Source organism: Neobacillus sp. Soil_C_43 (assembly GCF_057656715.1).
In genome coordinates, this window is sequence record NZ_JBDGJV010000006.1 from 158909 (window position 1) to 182714 (window position 23806).

Below are 23806 nucleotides of genomic sequence, written 5' to 3' on the forward strand. Positions count from 1 at the left end.
GATGACGAAACAAAGATCCATCTTTCGCGTGCATAACCGCTTCCTCCTCACTTTGCTTTTAGTGGCCATTTTCGCTTGGAGTCTCTTCTCTATTAAATGGAATACAGATTTATTTCATGCTGGTGGGATTCCCACCATGTTGCAAATTTTTGAAGGCATTATTCATCCCGATTTGACTGCGCAAGTGCTGCTCAAAGGATTAGAATCATCTTGGATCACCCTTGCTTACGCTGTGGCTGGAATGTCGCTCGCAATTATTTATGCATTTATTGTTGGGGTTCTGGCATCAGGTACTTTAACGTCAAACCGTGTTTCCCGAATGGTTTCAAAAGTATTTTTTAGAGGGATTTTAGGTTTTACAAGGTCTATCCATGAACTGATCTGGGCTTGGCTTTTTGTGGCAGCAATGGGTCTTTCCCCCTACGCAGCTATCTTTGCCCTTGCCATTCCTTACGGAGGGATTCTAGGCCGTATATTTGCCGATATGTTAAATGATGTGCCACAGAATCCAATTAAAGCCTTAAAATCTACCGGGGCATCGCGACTGCAAATACTAATATATGGCTACCTCCCCTTAGTTTGGGCAGATATGATTAGTTACACCATGTACCGCTTTGAGTGTTCCATTCGCTCTTCAGCTATTATGAGTTTTGTTGGACTCGGTGGCTTGGGGTATCAAATTCAGTTATCCCTCGCTGACTTGAAATACGATCAAGTATGGACGTATGTGTTTTTTCTCATCGGACTTGTTCTATTCGTTGATATTTGGAGTAATTTTGTCCGAAAAGGGTTAACTGACCGGAAAAGAAGAAAGGGCTTTAGCCCTGGTTGGATGTCCACTTTCTTTACTCTATTGTTAATCTTTGTCTCATGGTTCTATATAACCCTTGGGGAAAATGCACAACTATTTGAGCTATTATCTGATAAGAATTTAGAATATGCAAAGAAATTTTTCGGTGGGTTAGTAGGTGTTAACCAAGAGAATCCAGCCTTCCTCAATGCAGACAGCTGGTCTTCTGCATTAAAATTAACGCTTGAAACACTAGAAATGAGTATTATGGCAATCGGATTTTCGACCCTTGCCGCTTTCATAACTGTGATTCCGGCTGCAAGAAATATCGCGAATGGAAGTCTTACTTCGTCAAAGCGATGGTATAACTGGATTCTATATGGTCTTGTTCGCGTCTCCTATATCTTTTCTCGCTCCGTACCTGAACTTGTTTGGGCGATGATGATCATTTTCATCTTCAAACCAGGGCTTTTACCGGGTGCCATTGCTCTTGCTCTCCACAATTTTGGAATACTTGGGAAGCTTTGGGCGGAGGTTATTGAGGATATGGATCCTCGACCAATAAGAAACCTAGCATCCTCGGGTGCTTCCAAGATTCAAATTTTCTTTTATGGAATCCTGCCTACGGTGGTACCTCGATTTCTTACCTATATTCTCTATCGCTGGGAAGTGATTATGAGAACAACCATTGTGGTCGGATTTGTTGGCGCAGGCGGCCTTGGTATGGAATTTAAATTGGCGATGAGCTTTTTCCAATATACTCAAATTACTCTGCTTCTCCTTTGTTATATGATTCTTGTCATTATTGCAGATTTTGCATCAGAAAGTACAAGAAAAGCAGTGAAATAGGTAAAGAGGATGCCCAAAATAGGCATCCTCTTTACTATATTCTAGGTATTCGCGAAATTTTAGGTCGAAATTTACGTAAATTCATTGTTTATTTGCGAAAACTCAAGCTTTATTTGCGATTCTTCTGGTTTTATTTGCGAAAACTCAGGGTTTATTTGCGTAAATCCAAGTTTTATTTGCGAACCATTCCCTACTATAATTTCTACGGCTTCCTCATAGGTTGGTATACGACCATTACACTTCCAAGTCAAAAAGTATGATTGAACTTTCCCGCTATCTAATTTTATGAATATAAAGTGGATACTTTCGTCCTATTAATTTGATAATTTTTCCACATACAAAAAATTATTAGTATAATAGATTCAACAGAAAATAATTGAAAATGGTGGGAATAGATATGTACAAAGTTATGATCATAGAGGACGATCCTAAAATAAGCTCGATTATTGCTCATACACTGCTCAAATGGAAATTTGATCCTATTGAGGCGAATGACTTTGAACATCTTGACAAAGAATTTATGAATAATAAGCCCGACCTTGTACTCCTAGATATTAATCTTCCAATTTATGATGGCTATCATTGGTGTGGTAAATTTCGTCAGTTATCCAATGTCCCTATCATCTTCATCTCTTCCCGTTCTCAAAATATGGATATTGTCATGGCAATGAACATGGGCGGAGATGATTTTATTCAAAAGCCCTTTTCACTCGATGTACTAATGGCTAAAATAAATGCTATTTTTAGAAGGGTCTTTACCTATAAAGAGAAAGAAAAAGATTACATGGAGCATAGAGACCTCATCCTCCATGTGGATAAGGGCAGCATCTCGTATCATGAGAAAGAACTTGATTTAACCAAAAATGAATTTCAAATTTTGTATTTATTACTGAAAAAAAAGGAATGTATTGTACCGAGAGATGAAATAATGACTGCACTTTGGGAAAGCGAAAATTTTATTGATGATAATACATTAACGGTTAATATCGCCCGACTACGAAGGAAACTAGAAGAATTCGGGCTTGATGACTTTATTGAAACAAAAAAAAGACAAGGATATGTGATCAAATGAAATTTTCACACTTTCTTTCTGACCAAAAATGGTTTTTACTCACTTTTTTGATTGTATTACTTTTTATGGTCATCTTAATAAGCGTTGACCCAAAACTACATATCTCTACTGGAAGTCTAGTTTATTTAGTCCTCCTTTCTATCATTGTTTTTAGCGTATTTTTCATTGGCTCTTATCTTTATAAAAATTATCAGCTGGTAAAGTGGAAGCAGCTCCCATCTAATGGATATTTTTCAGATTCAATCCCTTTGCCAGTCACATATGAACAAGAAATTTATATAGAAACCATGAAACGATTAAGTGAGCAGTATGTAATGAGCAACCATCTGCGTGATGAAGAGAAAAAGGAGCAGTTGGAATTTATGACACAATGGTTTCATGAGATAAAAACACCCATTGCTGTCAGTCGTTTATTACTGGAAACTGAAGTTGATTCTCCTAGTCTTCAGGATGAAATCGACAAAATAGAAGCGTTTGTGGAGCAGGCTCTTTACTTTTCAAGACTTAATGATTTCAACAAGGACTATATTATTGAAGAGATCCATTTGGAGAAATGTATCAAAAATATAATTAAAGCGGAGTCAAAGTCATTTATTTCGAAAAAAATAAAAGTTTCAATTGAGACAAGTCAGTTAACGGTTATAAGTGATTTAAAAGGATTGAATTTTATTATCAGACAGATCCTCCTGAATTCTTTAAAATACTCGGATGAATACAGTGAAATCTCCTTCACTATTAATTCGGAGAAAAGAACATTGACAATTATTGATCAAGGGATTGGTATCCCACCTGAGGACCTTCCACGTGTATTTGAAAAAGGATTTACAGGTAAAAACGGACGAACTAATCAACGCTCTACCGGCATGGGATTATATCTTGTCAAAAAAACAGCAGAAAAACTAGGACATGACCTTTCCATCACATCGACAGTCGGCGCAGGAACCCAAGCGATTCTTTATTTTCCTCTACGATATAATTTATATAAAGGATAAAAAAACAAGCTCATTAAGAGCCTGATTTTTTATCCTTTAATTATTTTAAAATAGGATGCGCTTGTTAACCAATAATAGACTAGGTATATGCATAAATAGACTCCGAGACAGGTAATAAAAGGCACTTGCATTTTAATAGGTAAATAATCAGAAAAGAAAGCTAGAAAGACAATACTATGGCTGATTGCAAGAATCAGTGGAAGAAAAAAGGTAATGCCCACTTGTCTCGCGATGGATCCTTTCACTTCTTTGTCAGGAATACCTATCTTTTCTAAAATTTTATACCGACCCTTATCCGTGGCGGCTTCCATTAGTTGTTTAAAATAAATAATACTGCCTGTGGCTATTAGAAAGACCAGCCCAAGGAACCCACAAATAAATATAAGCAAACCGTAAGTCTCAAGTCCATAATGGTATTGCTCATAGAAACTGGAGTAAATGGGTCTCGGTGTGTCCTCCACATATTTATAGGGATCTGTTAGTCTATCGAGTTTTGTATTTAATGCCTTGACCTCTTTTTCATTCTCTATTTTATAAATATAAAGTTTTTCAGAGGTCATCCCCATTTTTAACTCGTTGAACAGTGAGTTGCTAACAACAAGCGGAAAAAGATTATCCCCTTGGTTAAGTAAGGAATATCCTTTATAGTCAATAATTTTAATCGTATGATTGTTTGGCAATGAAAGACTCTTCCCACTATATGGGTCATAATTTTGATTTAAGGTGCCATCGTAAAAGGCAATCGCCTCATTTATTTCTAGGTGAACCTCCTCTTTCACTTTCCTTTTTTTCATCAGATTATGATACGAATCCTCAGAGATCAGGATTGCTTGAAAAAAATCAGGGATTCTTTCTAATGCAGATACATCCGTTTGAATTGGTAAGTACTCTATTTTTTCACTATAGGTGATCTTTGTTGAAGAGTCCTCTTCAATAATTGATTGCAACTGATTATTTACCTTGGTGTCCATCAAATTAAAAATATAACTAAAGGGATTATCCTTTTTGGATATGGAATCAATATGATAATAAAAGCTATAGGTCAACACACAAGCAACAATGGTAATACTGCTTAATAATGAAATGACCGTTAAGACGAGGACATTCCCCTTTATTCGATACATTATCTGACTTACACTAAGCAAGTTCCTTCCCTTGTAATAAACAGAGTTCATTTTTTTCAATAACAATAATAAATAAGCTAATAGAGAATGCATAAAAAAGTAGGTTCCTATTATCAGTAAAAATACGGCTGTAATGATTCGAATACCAATTTGAGCTATTACATTCAACTCTCCAGGATTCATTACTAAAATATATCCTGAGACGATACACGCTATTGCTAAAAAACTAGTAACAATAGAAGGCGTACTTCGTCTCTCTCCTATTCTTTCCGCTTTAAAGAGTTCAGCCAATGAAAACCGATAGATTACACGATAACTATGTATGGAAGTAATCAAAATAATGATGAGAAAAATGATAATTGTTTGGATCAAGGCACGATGTGATATAGTAAAGGCCACTTCCAGGGAAAAGTTCATTAATTTAAAAATAATCATCATAAACAGTTTTGAAAAAAGAAGACCAATACTAATTCCAAGAATCAGCGCCAAGGCACCTATTATCAAATTCTCAAAAAACAGAAGCTGCCCTACTTTTCTTTTACTCATTCCAAACAGGGAGTACAGCCCTATTTCCCTTTTACGTTTTCTAGTAAAAAAAGAGTTGCTATACCAAATAAAAATAGCGGAAAAAATCATTAATACTATTGATGCAACATGAAAAGCAGACTCCATCTTACCAAGAGTAACAGTGGAACCAAGTAATTGATTATTGTATTCTAAAGAAACAAATGTAAAATAAATAGAAATACTTATAATCATAGAGTTTAGGTAAATCAAATATTGGCGAATATTTTTTTTTATATTCTTACTAGCAAGGCTATACAATGTCATGTTGCATCCCTCCTAATGCCGAAAGGATATCAAGTATTTGTTTATACATATGTTTACGTGAATGATCTCCTTTACGGATTTCAGTATAAAGGGATCCATCTTTTATGAAGATAATTCGTGAACAAAAACTTGCAGCGTAAGCATCATGAGTAACCATTAAGATTGTCGATTGATACTCTTTATTAAGTTCAACAAGAGTCTCAAGCAGCTGATAAGCGGATTTAGAATCGAGTGCACCGGTTGGTTCATCAGCAAAAATAATACTTGGATCACAGGCGATAGCCCGGCAAACAGCAGTGCGCTGCTGCTGGCCGCCAGAAACTTCATATGGATATTTTTCAAGGATATCTTGGATTCCAAAGCGATTAGCATGCTCAATCACTTTTTTATCCATTTCATCCACTGATATATGACTAAAAGCTAATGGTAATAGAATATTTTCTTTGATAGTTAATGTATCTAGAAGGAAATATTCTTGAAAAATGAACCCCATTTTTCCTCTTCTATATTCTGTTAAATCATGGTCAGATAAGTTTTGTAAGTTTTTTCCACCAATACTAACAACCCCTGAAGAAGGTTTTTCAATTGACGATAACACATTAAGTAACGTTGATTTTCCCGCTCCAGAAGGACCCATTACCCCAACAAATTCACCTTTTAACATCTTTAAGTCAATATCTTTAAGCGCTGAATAGGAGCTTCTTCTTGTACCAAAGACTTTATTTACTCCTTTTGCCTCCAAAATAATTTCCATAACTTATCACCCATTTCTGTAAATTCCTTATATTTACTATAAAAAATATACAGCTGCCTTTCCATAATGTATCCTTACACAACGGCTCCTGTTCCTTACAATATTGTAAGATATTACATACCATTTTTATAAACGTATCATACCCACATAATTGAAGCTAGAATTAATGTGTTAAGGTTGTATTGTCACTGTACTTTCCATTATTCTATTAATAGTGAAATTTACCATATGACAACAACAGTTGAAATCATCTAAGGAGTGAAATATCTTTGCAAACTAAAGGAGCTTTACCTATTTTATTTGTAGTAATGTTTTTGGTTATGGTTGGGTTTGGTATTATTATCCCAGTCTTACCTTTCTACGCTGAAGAAATCGGAGCGAACCCAACTGAGCTTGGATTGTTGATGGCGGTTTATTCACTCATGCAACTCATTTTTGCACCGATATGGGGACAGGTATCAGATCGAATTGGACGAAAACCTGTAATGATGATTGGCATAACCGGGCTTGCCTTATCTTTCTTTATCCAAGCGGTCTCCACTGAACTATGGATGTTGTTTGCAGCAAGGATTTTAGGCGGTATTCTCTCCTCTGCAAATATGCCAACCGCAATGGCGTACGTGGCAGACATTACTACAGAAGAAAATCGTGGGAAAGGAATGGGGATTGTCGGAGCTGCCACTGGCCTAGGCTTTGTTTTCGGTCCAGCAATTGGAGGGGTTTTCTCAAAAAACAGCTTGAGTATGCCTTTTTACTTAGCTAGTGGATCATCTTTAATCACTTTAGTGCTGGTTTTCCTTTTACTAAAAGAATCTACTAATAAAAAGAGCACCGTTAAAAGAGACTCCATTTGGAAAGCTTTTAACTCGAGTGTCTCGGTTCTTTTCTTTGTTCAATTACTAATTTCATTATCTCTTTCCGGATTAGAGGCAACCTTTGCCTATTTCGCGGCAAAAAGGGCTGGTCTAGAGAGCACTCAACTCGGCTATATTTTTATGATCATGGGATTTGGCAGTGCATTGGTGCAAGGGGGATTAGTTGGCAAATTGACTAAGAAATACGGAGAAAGTACGGTCATTCAAGGCGGAATTATTGTTTCAGCCATTGGCTTTGGATTAATTTTATTTGTACATAATTTTTCAACAGCTGCCATCTTTTTAACCATTTTTGGGTTAGGAAATGGTGTCATCCGTCCAAGTGTATCTTCATTAATTACGAAAATGTCTACTTCGGGCCATGGGAGTTCAACTGGACTTCTATCTTCCTTTGATTCTCTCGGACGGATATTGGGACCACCGATTGGTGGCTGGCTGTTCTCACTCTCTATAGGTCTTCCATATATTTCAGGTGCAATTATATCCATGGCAGCATTTATCTTATTCTTTCTGTTTCGACCGCAGGTGGCTACAGTTAAAACAACAAACATGTAATATCTTATGGGAGGAATATGTTGCTAGGACATGCATAAAATGGGTTATGAGGATTGATGTATAAAGGAGCTTGGAAGAATGAAACGTAAAACCTTTATTAATGTATGTTTCCTTATCGCCATTTTAGGTTTTGCTGCCTATCTCGATTCACCTTATTCCTTTTTGAATAAGGATTATGCCTACTCTGCCGACCAGCCTGTTATGGCTCAGCCGGTTGACGTAGAACCATCGGAAGACATTCCTGTTTTAGAGGAAAAACTTGAAAAGCGGGAAAAAGTGGGTGGTTATATCCTTGAAACGTATGAGGAATATGAGGTTTACAAAGACCAGGATGGAAATGTGGTAAAAAGTGAGCCTACAGGAAAAACGGATACCTTGAAATATTGGGATTACAGCAATGAAGACCGCTAATAATGTTAGCGGTCTTTTTTATGTATGCGTTTGTTCCCTTATCCTTTCGAGTTTCATAAAATATATGTAAGTTTTCAATCATTCTTGAAAGGTGGTAAAAAATGAAAGTTACAATTGGAATTACTACTTTTAATAGAAAGAAATACTTAGTTAAACAACAGCAGTCCTTATATTTGACGCAAAATATCGACTCATGTAACATACGTATTTTTGATGATTGTAGTACCGAATTAGATGTTTCAGATTTAAAGAGCCTATTTCCAAATGCAGCTACGATCATTCAAAGAGATAAGAATATGGGGCCAGATCGAAATTTAAGACAAATGTATCTTGATTTTTTAGCTACACAAGATGATATCCTCGTTACTATGGATTCAGACCTTATTTGTCGTCCTGATTGGTTAAACTTTACAGAGGAACATTTTATTCATACCAAGGGTATTATGAGTTTGTATAATTCTAGACTTCATAGACCAATGAATAAATTCAAAATGAATGGAAAAATATTTTTAGAGAAAACCCATATTGGTGCTGCAGGATCAATCATGTCTAGAGAAATAATTAATGAAATAGTAAAGAATCTACCTCCCAGTGATTCCTTTGATTGGGCTTGGAGTGAATTTTTAAGAAAAAAGGGTGTACCCATCTTGGTTTCAAATGAGAGTTATTTCCAACATATTGGACTTCACGGTTTCAATTGCGATGGTATCAAAGTCGTTGAATACGGATTAAATTTCCAACCGGTACATGAAATTAATCAAAAATTTATAACTGAATACCAACAAGAATATATCAACATCAGACAAGGATGAATGAAAAAAGATGACATGAAAATATGCCATCTTTTTAGAGAACGGACGGTAATTAATCGTCTTTATGGTCTTCACAAAATACAAAATCTTTATAACGGAAAAACGTGGACGGGTCAGCTTGTTCAAGTCCAGGTTCCAGCGGGTTAAAGATACTGCCGGCAACAACTGAAACTTCAAGCAGACCGCAAATTGGTTGACAAGTCTTCTTGCAGATTTTGAAATCTCCTTCTACCGTTACTCGATAAACAGCATTTCTCTCATCCGTTACGACTTCAAAGCTATCGAAACCGCCACCAGGAATATCTCTTTCAATTCTTGTACAAGTGTGAGGATTTAATTCATGTGTACCTAATGAGAAATCCTTTTCATGAATATCACTAAATACATGAAATTGGTTGTTGGTTTGTTCTGCCATTGGCCCTCCATTAGGTTGGAAGCATATCCCCAATTTAACTGATGCCTTTAATTCCTTTTCCGTAGGATTTTTTAGAATAATTACAAGTCTATCATTATTCCGCCCTATTTGAATATCAGTACCCACTTCCTCAGGAATTAGAAATGGCCCTGTAGTAAGTGTTACTCTTTTGCGATCATGTTTATCTCCCATCTAATATTCCTCCTTTCCTTCTTTATTAAATGAAGTCAATTGTCATTCTGTAAGGGCATATATAGTAGTATTTGAAAAATTTATTTGAGGGGGTAATCAATTGAGAGTTGGCATTAATCTTTTAAATTTCTCACAGGACAGATTTGGTGGGGTTGAACAGTACGTAAAAAACTTAATTTTGCATCTAGTAAACGTTCAACAAGATCTGAAGTTATTCCTTTTTATAACTAGACCATACCGAGATATTTTTCCTGTTCATCATGAACAAATAAAAAGAGTAATGTTTAAGGAAGTAAAGAGTCCAGTTCAGATTCATGAAGCTATTCATCAGTATCAAATAGATTTATGGTTCTCTCCTTTACACCGGTCGTATATTCCAGATATCCCTATTCCTACTGTCGTAACCATTCATGACCTTCTACATACTTCCTACCCTCAATATGTTTCAGACAATTTGGAATGGCATAATCACTATTACCAACAATTTTCCCCTTCAATTGATGCCGTCATTACGGTTTCAAACTTTTCAAAACAGACTATTATCCAGAACCTTCAAATTCCTGAAGAAAAAATTCATGTAATATATCAGGATGCACCGATCTGTTTTGAAAGTGAGCTGGACGAAGGTAACAATGTAAAAATAAAGAAAAAATATAATTTACCCGACGAGTATGCATATTATCCAGCTAGTTATAATCCTCATAAAAATCATCTTAATCTTCTAAAAGCAATTTTGTCACTACGCGAGAATTACAACAAAGAGCTCTATCTAGTTCTTACTGGTTATACGTACAAAGGAAACATGTATTTTCAACAGGTATTAAATTTCTTAAAGGAGCACCATTTAGAAAAACAAGTAATGATATTAGACTATATCCCCCAAGAAGAGATGCCATACCTATATTTTCATGCGACCTTTTTGCTTTTCCCTTCTCTTTATGAGGGGTTTGGTATTCCATTAGTGGAAGCAATGAGAGCACAATGTCCAATCGTTTGTTCAAATAGAGGAAGCATTCCGGAGATTGTTGGGGAAGCTGCGTTGCAATTTAACCCTGACAATACAGATGAAATTGCCATCCAAATACTTAAAGCATTTAACACACAGACAAGGCAGGACCTTCTCGAAAAAAGCAAAGAACGGGTGAAAACTTTCTCATGGGAGAACAGTGCAAAGGAAACAATCAATGTGTTTGAAAAAGTAATGCAAAGGAGGAGAAAATGATGAAAAATATACTGGTCATTAATCATTTCCCAACAGTTATCCCTCCCACAAGTGGGGGTACTTTAAGATATTACCATCTTTATAAAGAACTTAGCAGGTATTATAATATAACCCTCTTATCTCAAACACTTGGTCACAAAACTGGTTTTTTTCTTTATTCCCCCACATTCAGGGAGTATAAAGTAGAAAAAGAACTCCTCTCCAATGAACAAAGGGATGATTTTCAAATCAGTAATGAAAATTCTTATGAATTTACTTTAATTGAGTATATGAAACTTTCCTATCAAAACACGGTTTATAAAAAATATTTTAATGACTTGTATAATACAAGCGACATTATTATCCATGAATCCCCTTTTCTACTCGGTTATGATCAATATTTAGGAATAGATAGCAAAATGAGAATTTATAACAGCCACAATCATGAATACGTTTTAGCAAAGCAAATTTGGACAAATGAGAAAGCAAAGAATTTTCTCCCTATCTTATATGCTGAGGAGAAAAAATTAGTAGAAGGTGCCGATTTAGTATTTACAACATCTGAAAATGAAAGAGAAAGCTTTATTGACATATATCATAAAAACCCAAACCAAATAAAATTAGCACCAAATGGAATTCTTCCGGATACATGGATAAAAAAGATATCTAAAACAACTAATAAAAGGACGCAGGCCATGTTCATTGGATCAGAATATCAGCCTAACATTGAAGCTGTTGAATTTATCATTCATCGATTAGCTGACAAATGTCCAGATTTAGATTTTATTATTGCCGGTGGCTGCTGTAATCCCTTTATTAAATTGAGAAAAACAAATGTGAAATTATTAGGTCGAGTTCATCACAAACAAAAGTTAAGAATCTTTGCAGAAGCGGATATGGCAATTAATCCTATAATGAGTGGTGCAGGTGTCAATCTGAAAACATTAGAATTTTTATCAGCGGGAATTCCATTGTTCTCAACCGAATATGGGGTTAGAGGGTTACATTTAATCGATCATCACCATTACATTCATGCTGAAAGAGAAAATTTTGCAGTTAAATTAAATGATTATTATCAAAAAGAAACATTATTAAAAGAAGTCTCATCTAATTCACAGAAATACATTAATGACAATTATACATGGAGTAAAATTGCTAAAGGTATACACGTGGAAATAGAGGGGTTTAAAACTTCTAATCTATAAGATTTTTAATAACATTACTAAGTGTCAACCCAGCATGATCCCACGTTAGTTTTAGCATGTCCAATCTACCTCGTTCTCCTTTATGTTTACAAAGAACGGGGTTTTCATATGCAATCCTCATTTGTTTTTTTAGGTCAGCCAAATCTGTTTCTGCCCAAAGTTGCCCTTCGGCATCAGAAAGGTTGGGATAATATGCTTCAATATTATTTACACTTTGGTTATGAATGGCAATTGGACTAAGTTTATAATCGACAAAAAAAGAGTTATCTTCATTTAAAAAATCCATTTGTCCACCCCATCCAGTAGCTATTACTGGTATACCACTTGATAATGCTTCAATAAAGGGCAAACCTACGCCTTCTCCCCTGGTAGGGAGAACAAAGGCGTTACCTAGAGTGTAAATGCCTTTTAACTGATCTTCTCCTAAGATTCCTGTAATGATGAAAAGTGGTGCAGTTTCATTTCCTATCCCCCAACTTTTTTTTAGATTATTTATGGTAAAAAGGATTTTCTTTCGAGAATTTCCATAGGTCTTAATCAATAGAAGAACATTATCTTTTGAAGAGAATTCCTCCCAATAGGCTTTTAATAACGTTTCAGGATTCTTTCGATATTTAAAATCAAATACAGATACAAAAATGAACTTTTTAATTGGTTGATTGAGTATTAGTTTATTATTATTGGGATTAAACGTATCGGTATCGGCCCCGTGTGGTACTAGATATAACGGAACAGTAACTCCGCTATTCAACATGGCAGCAATATTATGTGAGCAAGGGACACAAACTGCATCAAAAGATTGAATAGTCGGTAGCCATTTACTGGGGATTTTTGTTGTTTCCCATACAGTATTCAAAATAATCCGATCAAATTTTTTTCTATCCTCCTCCTTCCATTCAAAATTTCCCGGAGGAGAATGAATAATTAATACTCTCTGTTTTTCATATGCATATGGCTTATCAATTAATTTTGATAACCTATCACTTTTGGTTTTTTCTATCGGTTTCGAAGGGAAACCCCATGTATAAGTTTCAATTTTCACATCAACCCCTTGGCCGTCTAATGCCAAGGCGTATTCTCTGCTTGCAATTCCATATCCAGTTGAATCCAAAACAGGACCTCTCCATACAACCTGATAGTTTTTCATTTTTATCTCCTTGTAATAACAATCATTGGTTACCCCGCTCAATCCTGAACGAATGGTTTATAGTCTTCTGTTTTACAAACAAATGATGATTTTCTTAAAAGAATTTGATTACTTAAGTTCCAAGTATGATGACCAGGTTTGGAAGTCCTCAAACAAACATAATTGTTTTTATCTGCGGAATATACTTTATACCTGTTGTTTGCACATTCCTTTAAGAATGCAGTGTCTTCACCAAGATTTAATGAAGGAAACCTTACACTTTCACAAATCTTTTTTTTAAACAGCAAAGTTGCCCCTTTTATCCCCTGTTTTACGAATTGATTCTCTTTAGCAGGCTTGTGTAACGCAAGTATTTTTTCCTCTTCAAAGTACATATAAATTGTTCTTTTACCAACAACATCTGCATTTGTTTTCAATAGAGCATCCATTGATCTTGATAAATAATTAGGTGCATAATAATCGTCATCATCAAATTTTGCAATAAACGGATACTTTGCTTTATCAATAGCAAAATTTAGAGATTCGCCCAATGTAACCTCTTCCTTCAACTGACAAACTGTTACGTTTGAAGATTCTTTAGCTCTTTTTTCCCATTTAACTATATCCATATCATCTTTGTTTAATAGAATAATTAGTTCTTTTTCTTTCCAAAACTGACTTTCATAATTCTTAAACACATTCTCCATTAAGTGCTGCCGGATCGTGCAACATATGATAGAGATCAATGAAATTCCTCCTTATTTACATCGTTTCACTGCTTCCACCCAGGAATCAGTAAGCCTGATGACATCCTCTTCATCAATTTTTGTTCCCAATTGTACCACAATAATTTCCAAGGCCGTGATAGCCTTTACCCCATGTTTAACACCAATAGGGATGACTAGAACATCACCACCATTAATAGTAAATAACTGATCATCTAATATAAATTCCGCAGTTCCCGAAATAACGGTCCATGTTTCTTGCCTTAAATTATGTGTTTGATAACTCATATTTTTACCTGGTGTTACTTTGATGAGTTTCGTTTGGCTCTCCTTCCCTTCCTTCGTCGTTGATCGAGATAAAATCCTGTAATCTCCCCATCTTTTTTCTTCATACATCGGTTGGTTGTTTTGTATTACTCGTTTTATATCTACTGATTTATTTTTATCGGCGATAAGAATGCCATCAAGTCCGGCTACGATGATACTATCTGAAATTCCGATTACTTGTATGGGCAATGGAAGTTCATTAACAATGTAAGTTTCAGTTGAATCTTCTGAAATACCACCATTACCAATGATTTTGGTCTTTAATTGTTCAGTAATTGCTGTCCAAGAACCTAAGTCTTTCCACAGTCCGTTATATGGGATAACGATCGAATTAGTTGATTTTTCAACCACCTCATAATCGAAACTATTTATCGATAAATGCTTATAGACATCCAACATTTCCTTAAAATCAGTAGGTAATCCCTTACTCTTTAGATAAGAAAGAATAAATTTTAAATGGAAGGCAAAAACACCACAATTCCAAAGTGCTTTCTTCTTTAACAGGCTTTTTGCTTCAATGCAATTTGGTTTTTCAACAAATTGGCTTATTGGAAAATAGGATTCTTTATTGTTCATTACCGGTACAATATACCCAAATTGATTAGATGGTAGTTGAGGTGGAACACCTAAAAGTGCAAGATTTGCATCAGAATGATTTATGATATCTGGAATTTTTTTTACTAGTTGGTAAAAGGTTAAATCCACAAGAGAATCCACTGGTAACACACAAATCGTTTCATCCTCGGTTACTTGTAAATTGGAATGAAAGAAGGTACATGCTAGAGATACAGATGGAAACGTTCCCCTTTGCCCGGGTTCACATATAATCTTGATTTCATCACCGATTTGATTTCTGATCATTTCTAATTGATTTTGACATGTTACAATATAAGTAGAAGGAAGAAGGCCAACTGATTCTAATTGTCGGCAAACCCTTTGGATCATGGACTCATATATTCCGTTTTCATCTAGTAATAATTTGAGAAATTGCTTTGATCTCACTTGGTTAGATAATGGCCACAGTCTTTTTCCTGAGCCGCCTGATAGCAAAAGTATTTTCATAAATCCCTCCTAACGGAACCAAGAATCCTTAGGTTATCTTATGAAGAACTTATTAAAGGGGGACTTGGTCAAAAGAATCAAATTGCTCACAAAAGGGACCAAAATAAAAAACACGCTGATTTTTCAGCGTGTTATATCTTTTATTAATGGTTTACCACTTTATCCCTGGCTTATTATGAACGGCAATTCTTTCAAGGAGTTTATTACTTTCAGTATTTAAACCTTTTAGAGTTACCTTAACTCCGTTTTGATGATATTTAAGGATAACTTTATCGATAGCACCCACAGCGGAATCGTCCCAAAGATGGGCTTTAGATAGATCTAGATCGATTTCCTGTACATCTTCTTTATAATCAAAGCTATTAACAAAATCTGTTACAGAGGCAAAAAAGAGTTGTCCTGATACTTGATATACTTTTTTATGAGAGCCTTTGGAGGAAATGGTACTTACTTTGACTTTTGAAATCTTCGCTGCGAAGAAAATCGCACTCAATAGGATTCCTACTAAAACACCTTTTGATAAATCATGTGTTTCAATGACAGTTATTACCGTTACAATCATCACAAGTGTATCAGTTATTGGAACCTTTTTCATGGATTTGAAGCATGACCAATCAAAAGTTCCAATGGATACCATGATCATAACACCAACTAAAGCGGCCATAGGAATTTGTACAAGGATTCCTTTTAATAAAACAATTAGAATCATTAAAAATGCACCTGCAGTCAATGTAGAGAAACGGCCTCTTCCCCCAGATTTGACATTGATGCCGGATTGGCCAATCATCGCACAACCAGCCATCCCGCCAAAGAAAGCAGAAACAATATTCGCAATTCCTTGACCGCGTGCTTCTTTATTTTTATCACTTTCCGTGTCTGTCAAATCATCAATAATCTGAGCAGTTAATAATGACTCGACTAATCCCACTATAGCAATGGATAATGAATATGGCAATATGATTTGTAAAGTCTCGAAGTTTACTGGTATGTCAGGAAGTAAAAATACAGGTAGTTTAGAGGTTAATTCTCCCATATCCCCAACGGTACGAACATCACTACCCGTAAAGATTGCAATAGCTGTAATGACTAGAATCGCTACAAGTGGTGATGGAACAGCCTTTGTAAACCGGGGTAAAATGTAAATAATCGCAAGAGCTCCTGCCACCATCGCATACATTTGCCATGATTCGCCTACAAAATGAGGTAATTGGGCAGCAAAAATTAAGATTGCTAAAGCATTAACAAATCCAATCATTACCGAGCGAGGGACAAATTTCATTAGGCTTCCTAATTTTAATGCCCCCATAATGATTTGAATGATACCTGTTAATATGGTCGCTGCAAGTAAGTATTGCAAGCCATGATCTTTCACTAGTGTCGTCATCAATAAAGCTGTTGCACCAGTAGCTGCCGAAATCATTGCAGGACGACCACCTACGAACGCAATCGTAACCGCAATACAAAAAGAAGCGTATAAACCAACCATTGGGTCGACACCAGCGATAATTGAAAAGGAAATAGCTTCTGGAATTAAGGCCATAGCAACAACAATACCAGCCAAAACATCTCCCTTTACATTTCCAAACCATGAATATTTAATTGTACTTAAATTCAATATGTAGTACCTCTCCCTTTATTTGTTTTTTATATGACTTTCAACTCTCATGAAAGTCGGGACCGTTGTGAACAAAAGCAAGTATATAATAATGTGACAACTTTGTGAAATATAATGTAAACGGACCCATTTGCAAATATCTTCGTTTTCCTCCGTTTTTCTTCGGATATCTGCATTACATCACCTTTTTCAGGTACTAGCCAAATAAAGAATGGCAAGATGAAATTATTTCATCTTGCCATTCTTTATCATTCTACCTATTCTAAGCTTCCAAATGATCCGAAGAATTCGTAATGAATGCGTTCTTCAGGGATACCCCACTGGTTTAATGATCTATTTACTACTTTCATAAATGGTTCAGGTCCGCAAAAGTAAAAGTCTGCTTCCTTTGTCGGTATGAATTTTTGAAGTAGTTCAAGGCTAATATATCCTTCTTTATCAAAATTGTTCATTTCTCTATCTTGATCAGTGGGCTTCTCATAAATAACAAAGGATTTTACATTTCTATGCTCTGCAGACATATCATTTACATGTTTTTTAAATGCATGTAGGTTACTATTGATCGCGGCATGTATATAGTAAATTTCCCGATTTGGATTTTCTTTGATCGTCGTATTTAACATACACATCATTGGTGTCAGACCAACCCCACCGCTAATTAACACCAATGGTAGGGTAGATTCCGTATCCAAATAAAAGTCACCAGCAGGTGCAGTAATCGGAATAATGTCTCCTTCCTTTACATGGGTATGCAAATAGGTGGAAACGATTCCTGCTGGGATCGTTTGATCTTTTGAATCTTCCCTTTTCACACTTATCCTATAATAGTCTAAACCTGGGCTATCTGATAAGCTGTATTGACGTAAATGGGTAAATTCCTCTCCAACATGATCCATTTTTACTGTTATGTATTGTCCCGGAATAAAAACGGCAATTTGTTTTCCATCCTTAGGTTTTAAGTAAAAGGAAGTAATGACATCACTTTCCTGTACTTTTTTATCTACAACAAAATCACGAAAACCTGCCCATCCGCCCGGCATGGTTTCAGTAGTTTTATACATTTGATCTTCCATTCGTATGAAAACGTCCGATATTACCTCATAAGCATCAGCCCAAGCATCAATGATATCATTGGTTGCAGCATCTCCGAGAACTTCCTTTATGGCTCCTAGTAAATTCTCTCCTACAATCGGATAGTGTTCTGGCTTTATTTGAAGGCTTCTGTGTTTTTCACCAATTCTCTCCAACACAGGCATGATTTTGCTAAAGTCTTCAATATTCGCTGCTGCACCATATACAGCATCAGCTAATGCTTTAGGCTGGTGACCGGTCATTTGGTGTGTTTGGTTAAAAATATTGAGAAGCTCTGGATGCTGTTTAAACATCCTTTTATAAAAATGTTTAGTTATAGCTTCACCGTGTTCCTTAACAATTGGTAAGGTTGCTTTAATAATTTCTATTTTTTGAGGATCAAGTGTTTTTACGGTCTTTAATACCTCTTGCCAAGAATGTTTATCTTGTAAATTTATCTTCGACATCTTCTATTTACCCCCTTCAATTCTTACAAATTAAGTATCTCCTCATTAAAAAGTTCTATTTAAGGTAAAATTAACTAAAAATCCTTTACGGGATAAAAGCAATTCACATAACTTTCCCGAATTTTTCCTTATAAAAAGCTACATACTATTAAAACTACATGTCTTTTGTTGAAGGGGGTTTTATTGGTGGATTGGAGTTTAGTTTGGAAGGCTGTCCTTATTGTACTTTTTGGTACATTACTATTAAGAATAGCTGGAAGAAAAACAATTTCTCAAATGACCATAGCTGAAACAGTAATTATGATTGCTATTGGTTCTCTTCTTATTCAACCCGTCGCTGGTGAAAAACTAGGAAACACATTTTTGGTCGGTGCGGTTTTAGTAGCAACCCTTATAACATTAGAATTTTTACAAATAAAATCAGATATTTTTGAAAAACTCTTTACAGGCAAATCAAAAATACTCATTGAAAATGGAATCATAAATGAAAGGAATTTAAAGAAGTTGAGATTAACCGTTGACCAACTTGAGATGAATTTACGCCAGAAAAATATTACAAAATTTAGTGATGTTCAATGGGCAACTTTAGAACCAAATGGACAATTAGGTTTTACCCTTATACCAGAAGCACAGCCAGTGACAAAAAAAGATTTGGCTGAGTTAGTAGAAATGATTTCAGCAAACCATTTAAATTTCGTACAACTTAGTAATCAACTTACTAAGTTGGATCCTCAAAATCAGCAACCTAATATTTTTACTGAAGTAAAAAACATAGAACATCCGTTTCCACCCCCTAGACATTTGCAATAATAAGACAAACATACTAATTATTAATCTATTGCGGACTAATCTATTGTAAATTCACGTTAATCATGTATAATTCATAGTATAACTATAGGAATTTAATGAATAGGAGGTCCGCTTATGCGCTTTCTAAAAAATCTCTTTGTTGAACATTGTCCTAAATGTAATAAAGTATTAGAAACTCACCGTTCCAATACCTTAAAAGCAATCGTGATAAAGTCATGCCCGGATCAACATTATCAAAAGGAATTTCATCCTGCCTTTGAAACATATATTGAAAGCGATAGGGTTTCTTAAATTATAAAAATAACATAAAAAAACAGAACGAAAAAAACTTCGTTCTGTTTTTTTATGTTATTTATAATCTCTACAAAGTTACCCAATTAATATTTTTTCTTCGGCATATCTAACTTTTGATTCAGGACGGTTGGACATTAAGGCAAAGGCCATCGTTAATGGTCCAATTCTTCCAATAAACATGAGAATTGTAATTAAAATTCTTCCGAGCGGTGAGAGATCTCCTGTTAATCCTGCAGATAATCCTACAGTACCAAAAGCAGATATGGTCTCAAACAATATTTTATCCATTGGAGCATGCTCCGTAAAGGTTAGTAAAAAGAAAATAGTGAATACAAAAATAATCGCAGTCACCCCAATAGACAAGGACTTATTCACTAATCTCCAAGAAATCCTCCTTCTAAAAACATTAACATCTTCTCTATTGGTCACTACTGACCAAAAAGCCAGCATAATGATAGCAAAAGTTGTTACTTTAATTCCCCCTCCAGTTGATCCTGATGAGGCTCCAATAAACATAAGTGCCATCATAAACACTAAAGATGATTGTGTCATCTGTCCAATATCAATAGTATTGAAGCCAGCTGTTCTGGGTACTACCCCCTGGAAATATGACGCCCAAAGTTTATCATCTAAACTAAGCTTTCCTATGGTGTGTGGATTATTAAATTCAGCCACCAAGATAATTAAAAATCCAACTATATTTAGAATTAAGCTCATTAATAATGCTATTTTTGAATGTAGAGACAATTTCCGTATGGATCTTTTTTGCCATAATTCAAGGATCACTGTAAAGCCGATACCGCCGATCATAAATAACAATGTAATTACTATGTTTACTGTCGGGTCACCCACCCACTTACTCAAACTATCTGATTCAAGTCCAAATCCAGCATTATTAAAAGAAGAAACTGAATGAAAAATACCATAGTAAATAGCTTTTCCCCAAGGCATTTCATTAGACCAGCGGATAGCCAAAACGGAAGCACCGAGAATTTCAACAATTAAGGTAATACGGATAATTTTACGGACAAGTTGTACAACACCAGAAAGGGTAAATAAATTTAAGGAATCCTGCAATAACAGCCTCTCTTTTAAGCCAATTTTCTTACCAAGGATAATGAACATTAAAATTCCAGTCGTCATAAAACCCCAGCCACCTATTTGGATGAGACAGAGAAGAACAATTTGTCCGAATAGTGTAAATGTGGTTCCTGTATCCACAACGGCTAAACCCGTAACACATACCGCAGATGTGGCCTCAAATAAAGCATCTATGAAGTGTAAGCCACGCCCTTCTTCATATGTTGAAAAAGGAAGCATTAACAAAAAAGTACCTATCAAAATTAAGCCGGCAAATCCTATTGCCAAAATTTGTGCAGGGTGTAATTTGATTAAATTACCCCTTTTTTTAAATAAATTCACCATTTCGCCTCCATCCAATCACTGCAGATATAGCTAGTATCCTTTTCTTATAAAAAAGCACGTATACTCTATAATTCCCTGATTTCCAATATGTATCAAACCTTGTAATTTCAAAGTTAATTACGACTCATATCTTACTATTACAAGAATAATTTGTAAATATGATTATTGACTTACAGGAATTTGGGGTAAGAAAAAAGGAGGCTGACTCTTATATTTTGAGTCATCCCCCTATTATTTACGCGTAGGATTCTTGGTTTATTTTTAAGATTTGTAATGACTTAATATGATATCCGTCAATTTCAAGAACTTTAAATTCATAGTCGTTATATTTCAATGTATCACCTTCGACTACATCCATCCTTTCAGACAAGATCCATCCACCAATTGTATCCATATCTGTATTTTCCAGATCTAAACCAAATAAGTCATTAATCTCATCTATAAGAACTTTTCCATCTACAATGGTTTTCGTTTCACTAATTTTATTAATATCAGGTACCTCATCCGCATCAAATTCATCTCGGATTTCCCCAACAATTTCTTCTAATATATCCTCAACCGTCACTAATCCAGCGGTTCCGCCATATTCATCCATCAAGATAGCCATATGCACTCGTTCTTTTTGCATTTTAACTAGTAAGTCATGGATAGGAATGGATTCAATCACTTGTATCACTGGACGAACGTACTCCTCAATTGGTGCTTCTACATTTTTACCTTTGATATATTCAGTAAAGACCTCTTTCATGTTCACCATACCCACGATGTTATCTTTCTCTCCATCAATGACGGGGTATCTTGTATAATTCTCTGTGGTAACAATTTGCAAACATTCATCCAAGGATTGTGAAATATCAAATGCTACAATTTCTGTTCGTGGCACCATAATTTCGTTTGCATGCCGATCATCAAATTCAAAAATGTTATTCACATATTTATATTCAGATTGATTAATTTCACCACTTTTATAACTCTCTGAAATGATTAACTGCAGTTCTTCCTCAGAGTGTGCCACTTCATGTTCAGAAGCAGGCTTTAACCCGAAGATTCCCGTTACTAACCGTGCTGAACCATTCAGCGCTTTGATAAAAGGGTACATTATTTTATAAAACAGAATCATAGGCCTTGCAAAGGTCAGTGTGACAGTTTCAGCTTTTTGAATTGCGAAGGTCTTTGGTGCTAGTTCACCAACCACAACATGAATAAATGTTACAGAAGCAAACGCAAGGATAAATGATAGGACGCCTGAAATTGACTCTGGTAGTTGAAAATGGATAAACAAAGGATGAAGAATATGTTCCACTGTAGGTTCACCCAACCAACCTAACCCCAACGCTGTCACGGTAATCCCTAATTGACAGGCTGATAGATATTCATCTAGATTTGTTACAATCGTCTTCGCAAAGATGGCGTTTTTGTTCCCTTCAGCAACTAACTGATCAATTCGCGACCCGCGTATTTTAACAATAGCAAACTCATAAGATACGAAAAATGCTGTAAAAGCAATTAAAATTGCTATTATTATTAAATTACCAATAATCAATGGTCTCCTTACTTAAAATAAAGTAAGGAATACACCTCCTGTTTATATAAGGAATCTATTTATTTATAAAATTTCTAAGGAACAACGTGTTAAAGGAAACTCCCTTTAACAAATAATTATACCACGATAAACCGTACAGTCAACGTTACGGTATTGAATTGTAAAAAGCGAAAAAGATATAAATCTTCTCCCTAATTTGGAAAAGATCTATATCCATTCTAAATATGATTAGGCATACCTTCCTTTAGAGGGTGGTAATAATTGGCCCGTTTTTTGTAAGAATGAGTGTATGTTCAATTTGAGCAACAAAGCTCTTTTTAGTTACATAAGTCCATCCGTCATCCAATTGAAAGACTTCCTCTTCTTCAGTAGAGATAAACGGTTCAAAGGCGATCACCATACCTTCTTTTAACAGTTCATCATCCCATGGCTCAAAATAATTATACACATGGTCCGGTGCCTCATGGATAGACCGACCAACGCCGTGACCTGTTAAATTTTTAATAACGGTTAAGCCATTTTGTTTAGCAGTTTGAATTACCGCTTTACCGATTCCACTTTTCTTCGAACCTGGTTTAGCTTTCTTCAAACCGGCTTCGAAAGCTTCTTTTGCCACATCACAAATTTTTGTTAAAATCTCTTCACCCTCTCCAACAACAACCGAAATACCAGTATCAGCAAAATATCCGTTCTTTGAACCTGACACATCGATGTTGACGAGGTCTCCTTCCTGAATGACACGCTTCCCAGGAATTCCATGTGCCACTTCTTCATTTACACTGATACATGTATAACCAGGAAAATCATATTCCCCTTTTGGTGCTGAAACGGCTCCTGCCTTTTCGAATAACTCCCCTGCTAATTCATCAAGTTCTAATGTTGTAATGCCTGGCTTCGCCTTCTGTACCAATGCATCTCTAATAGAAGCAACTATTTTTCCAATTTCTTTTAAGCCATTAAAATCCTCTTCGGTTTTTGCAATCATTGTACTTTCCCCAATCATAATAATAATTTAATTATAAGGCTGTGTTAAAGAACATTGTTAATTTTTATACCCTGTTGATTGGAGCGGAAGGCACGAAGACTCCTGTGGGAGTGTGGTTCAGGTGAGACCCCGCAGGCGCAAGCGCCGAGGAGGCTCACCGAAACACCCACGGAAAGCGAAGTGCCTGGAGCGGAAATCAACAGACAAGTTTAACAGAGCCTCTAATAAAAATCTCCATTCTTAGATTGTACCTATACTGCCGCAAAAATCCAAGTAAC

21 protein-coding genes are annotated in these 23806 nt (G+C 35.5%); 10 read left to right on the forward strand and 11 right to left on the reverse strand.

Annotated features, from left to right (window positions below; genetic code table 11):
* The first annotated feature begins 1 nt into the window (after position 1).
* The 3 genes from AC3A54_RS10755 to AC3A54_RS10765 all read left to right on the forward strand — a co-directional run bounded on the left by AC3A54_RS10755 (position 2) and on the right by AC3A54_RS10765 (position 3703).
* Positions 2–1639, forward strand: coding sequence for a PhnE/PtxC family ABC transporter permease (locus tag AC3A54_RS10755; protein ID WP_487654460.1), 1638 nt, complete (start codon positions 2–4; stop codon positions 1637–1639).
* Between the two features lie 397 nt (positions 1640–2036).
* The gene (locus tag AC3A54_RS10760) at positions 2037–2711 is read left to right on the forward strand and encodes a response regulator transcription factor (protein WP_487654461.1); all 675 of its coding nucleotides are present in this window, start codon (positions 2037–2039) and stop codon (positions 2709–2711) included.
* On the forward strand, positions 2708–3703 hold the full coding sequence (locus AC3A54_RS10765) for a sensor histidine kinase (protein WP_487654462.1): 996 nt from the start codon (positions 2708–2710) through the stop codon (positions 3701–3703). The genes AC3A54_RS10760 and AC3A54_RS10765 overlap by 4 nt, the downstream gene beginning before the upstream one ends.
* 29 nt (positions 3704–3732) lie before the next feature.
* Here the strand turns inward: AC3A54_RS10765 and AC3A54_RS10770 are convergent, their stop codons facing one another.
* Entirely contained in the window at positions 3733–5658 is a 1926-nt protein-coding gene (locus tag AC3A54_RS10770; RefSeq protein ID WP_487654463.1) for an FtsX-like permease family protein, read from the reverse strand.
* On the reverse strand, positions 5645–6412 hold the full coding sequence (locus AC3A54_RS10775; protein WP_487654464.1) for an ABC transporter ATP-binding protein: 768 nt from the start codon (positions 6410–6412) through the stop codon (positions 5645–5647). Before AC3A54_RS10775 ends, AC3A54_RS10770 begins: the two co-directional genes overlap by 14 nt.
* A gap of 269 nt (positions 6413–6681) precedes the next feature.
* Between AC3A54_RS10775 and AC3A54_RS10780 the strand changes: the two genes are divergently transcribed.
* The 3 genes from AC3A54_RS10780 (at position 6682) to AC3A54_RS10790 (ending at position 9065) form a co-directional block, all read left to right on the forward strand.
* On the forward strand, positions 6682–7842 hold the full coding sequence (locus AC3A54_RS10780) for an MFS transporter (RefSeq protein WP_487654465.1): 1161 nt from the start codon (positions 6682–6684) through the stop codon (positions 7840–7842).
* Positions 7843–7920: 78 nt separating this feature from the next.
* Positions 7921–8253: a hypothetical protein gene (locus AC3A54_RS10785; RefSeq protein WP_335535384.1), complete on the forward strand. Its 333-nt coding sequence runs from the start codon at positions 7921–7923 to the stop codon at positions 8251–8253.
* A 101-nt stretch (positions 8254–8354) separates the two neighbouring features.
* Positions 8355–9065, forward strand: coding sequence for a glycosyltransferase family 2 protein (locus tag AC3A54_RS10790; protein ID WP_487654466.1), 711 nt, complete (start codon positions 8355–8357; stop codon positions 9063–9065).
* 52 nt (positions 9066–9117) lie between these two features.
* Here AC3A54_RS10790 and AC3A54_RS10795 read toward each other — a convergent pair whose 3' ends face one another.
* Positions 9118–9672, reverse strand: a complete 555-nt coding sequence (locus tag AC3A54_RS10795) for a hypothetical protein (RefSeq protein WP_487654467.1) — start codon at positions 9670–9672, stop codon at positions 9118–9120.
* A gap of 100 nt (positions 9673–9772) precedes the next feature.
* Here AC3A54_RS10795 and AC3A54_RS10800 point away from each other — a divergent pair, with 100 nt between their 5' ends.
* Positions 9773–10894, forward strand: a complete 1122-nt coding sequence (locus tag AC3A54_RS10800) for a glycosyltransferase family 4 protein (protein ID WP_487654468.1) — start codon at positions 9773–9775, stop codon at positions 10892–10894.
* Complete coding sequence (locus AC3A54_RS10805) at positions 10891–12078, forward strand: glycosyltransferase family 4 protein (protein ID WP_487654469.1); 1188 nt, start codon at positions 10891–10893, stop codon at positions 12076–12078. The genes AC3A54_RS10800 and AC3A54_RS10805 overlap by 4 nt, the downstream gene beginning before the upstream one ends.
* Here AC3A54_RS10805 and AC3A54_RS10810 read toward each other — a convergent pair.
* From AC3A54_RS10810 to hmpA, 5 genes are all read right to left on the reverse strand, one after another.
* Complete coding sequence (locus AC3A54_RS10810; RefSeq protein WP_487654470.1) at positions 12068–13225, reverse strand: glycosyltransferase; 1158 nt, start codon at positions 13223–13225, stop codon at positions 12068–12070. The genes AC3A54_RS10805 and AC3A54_RS10810 overlap by 11 nt on opposite strands.
* A 38-nt stretch (positions 13226–13263) precedes the next feature.
* Complete coding sequence (locus tag AC3A54_RS10815) at positions 13264–13950, reverse strand: glycosyltransferase family 2 protein (RefSeq protein ID WP_487654471.1); 687 nt, start codon at positions 13948–13950, stop codon at positions 13264–13266.
* 12 nt (positions 13951–13962) lie between these two features.
* On the reverse strand, positions 13963–15318 hold the full coding sequence (locus tag AC3A54_RS10820; protein WP_487654472.1) for a sugar phosphate nucleotidyltransferase: 1356 nt from the start codon (positions 15316–15318) through the stop codon (positions 13963–13965).
* Between the two features lie 151 nt (positions 15319–15469).
* Positions 15470–16933, reverse strand: coding sequence for a SulP family inorganic anion transporter (locus AC3A54_RS10825; protein WP_487654473.1), 1464 nt, complete (start codon positions 16931–16933; stop codon positions 15470–15472).
* A gap of 257 nt (positions 16934–17190) precedes the next feature.
* Positions 17191–18471 (reverse strand): NO-inducible flavohemoprotein, encoded by a 1281-nt coding sequence (hmpA, locus tag AC3A54_RS10830; protein WP_487654474.1) that lies wholly within the window; start codon positions 18469–18471, stop codon positions 17191–17193.
* Between the two features lie 186 nt (positions 18472–18657).
* Between hmpA and AC3A54_RS10835 the strand changes: the two genes are divergently transcribed.
* Positions 18658–19281, forward strand: coding sequence for a DUF421 domain-containing protein (locus AC3A54_RS10835; protein WP_487654475.1), 624 nt, complete (start codon positions 18658–18660; stop codon positions 19279–19281).
* Between the two features lie 114 nt (positions 19282–19395).
* Positions 19396–19572 (forward strand): hypothetical protein, encoded by a 177-nt coding sequence (locus AC3A54_RS10840; RefSeq protein ID WP_308079256.1) that lies wholly within the window; start codon positions 19396–19398, stop codon positions 19570–19572.
* A 78-nt stretch (positions 19573–19650) separates the two neighbouring features.
* On the opposite strand, the gene AC3A54_RS10845 is transcribed toward AC3A54_RS10840, so the two are convergent.
* From AC3A54_RS10845 to map, 3 genes are all read right to left on the reverse strand, one after another.
* Positions 19651–21000, reverse strand: a complete 1350-nt coding sequence (locus tag AC3A54_RS10845; protein ID WP_335533852.1) for a TrkH family potassium uptake protein — start codon at positions 20998–21000, stop codon at positions 19651–19653.
* Positions 21001–21235: 235 nt separating this feature from the next.
* Positions 21236–22543 carry a hemolysin family protein gene (locus AC3A54_RS10850; RefSeq protein WP_335549006.1) on the reverse strand — a complete coding sequence of 436 codons (1308 nt, stop codon included), beginning with the start codon at positions 22541–22543 and terminating at the stop codon, positions 21236–21238.
* Between the two features lie 244 nt (positions 22544–22787).
* Entirely contained in the window at positions 22788–23528 is a 741-nt protein-coding gene (gene map / locus AC3A54_RS10855) for a type I methionyl aminopeptidase (RefSeq protein WP_487654476.1), read from the reverse strand.
* Positions 23529–23806 lie beyond the last annotated feature (278 nt).

Excerpts from the sequence above, each read along its gene's own strand:
- AC3A54_RS10775 (WP_487654464.1), bottom strand. The coding sequence starts at position 6,412 with ATGGAAATTATTTTGGAGGCAAAAGGAGTAAATAAAGTCTTTGGTACA.
- AC3A54_RS10820 (WP_487654472.1), bottom strand. The coding sequence starts at position 15,318 with ATGAAAATACTTTTGCTATCAGGCGGCTCAGGAAAAAGACTGTGGCCA.
- AC3A54_RS10755 (WP_487654460.1), top strand. The coding sequence starts at position 2 with ATGACGAAACAAAGATCCATCTTTCGCGTGCATAACCGCTTCCTCCTC.
- AC3A54_RS10840 (WP_308079256.1), top strand. The coding sequence starts at position 19,396 with ATGCGCTTTCTAAAAAATCTCTTTGTTGAACATTGTCCTAAATGTAAT.
- AC3A54_RS10810 (WP_487654470.1), bottom strand. The coding sequence starts at position 13,225 with ATGAAAAACTATCAGGTTGTATGGAGAGGTCCTGTTTTGGATTCAACT.
- AC3A54_RS10795 (WP_487654467.1), bottom strand. The coding sequence starts at position 9,672 with ATGGGAGATAAACATGATCGCAAAAGAGTAACACTTACTACAGGGCCA.
- AC3A54_RS10845 (WP_335533852.1), bottom strand. The coding sequence starts at position 21,000 with ATGGTGAATTTATTTAAAAAAAGGGGTAATTTAATCAAATTACACCCT.
- AC3A54_RS10785 (WP_335535384.1), top strand. The coding sequence starts at position 7,921 with ATGAAACGTAAAACCTTTATTAATGTATGTTTCCTTATCGCCATTTTA.
- hmpA (WP_487654474.1), bottom strand. The coding sequence starts at position 18,471 with ATGTCGAAGATAAATTTACAAGATAAACATTCTTGGCAAGAGGTATTA.
- AC3A54_RS10765 (WP_487654462.1), top strand. The coding sequence starts at position 2,708 with ATGAAATTTTCACACTTTCTTTCTGACCAAAAATGGTTTTTACTCACT.
- AC3A54_RS10805 (WP_487654469.1), top strand. The coding sequence starts at position 10,891 with ATGATGAAAAATATACTGGTCATTAATCATTTCCCAACAGTTATCCCT.
- AC3A54_RS10770 (WP_487654463.1), bottom strand. The coding sequence starts at position 5,658 with ATGACATTGTATAGCCTTGCTAGTAAGAATATAAAAAAAAATATTCGC.
- AC3A54_RS10760 (WP_487654461.1), top strand. The coding sequence starts at position 2,037 with ATGTACAAAGTTATGATCATAGAGGACGATCCTAAAATAAGCTCGATT.
- AC3A54_RS10790 (WP_487654466.1), top strand. The coding sequence starts at position 8,355 with ATGAAAGTTACAATTGGAATTACTACTTTTAATAGAAAGAAATACTTA.
- map (WP_487654476.1), bottom strand. The coding sequence starts at position 23,528 with ATGATTGCAAAAACCGAAGAGGATTTTAATGGCTTAAAAGAAATTGGA.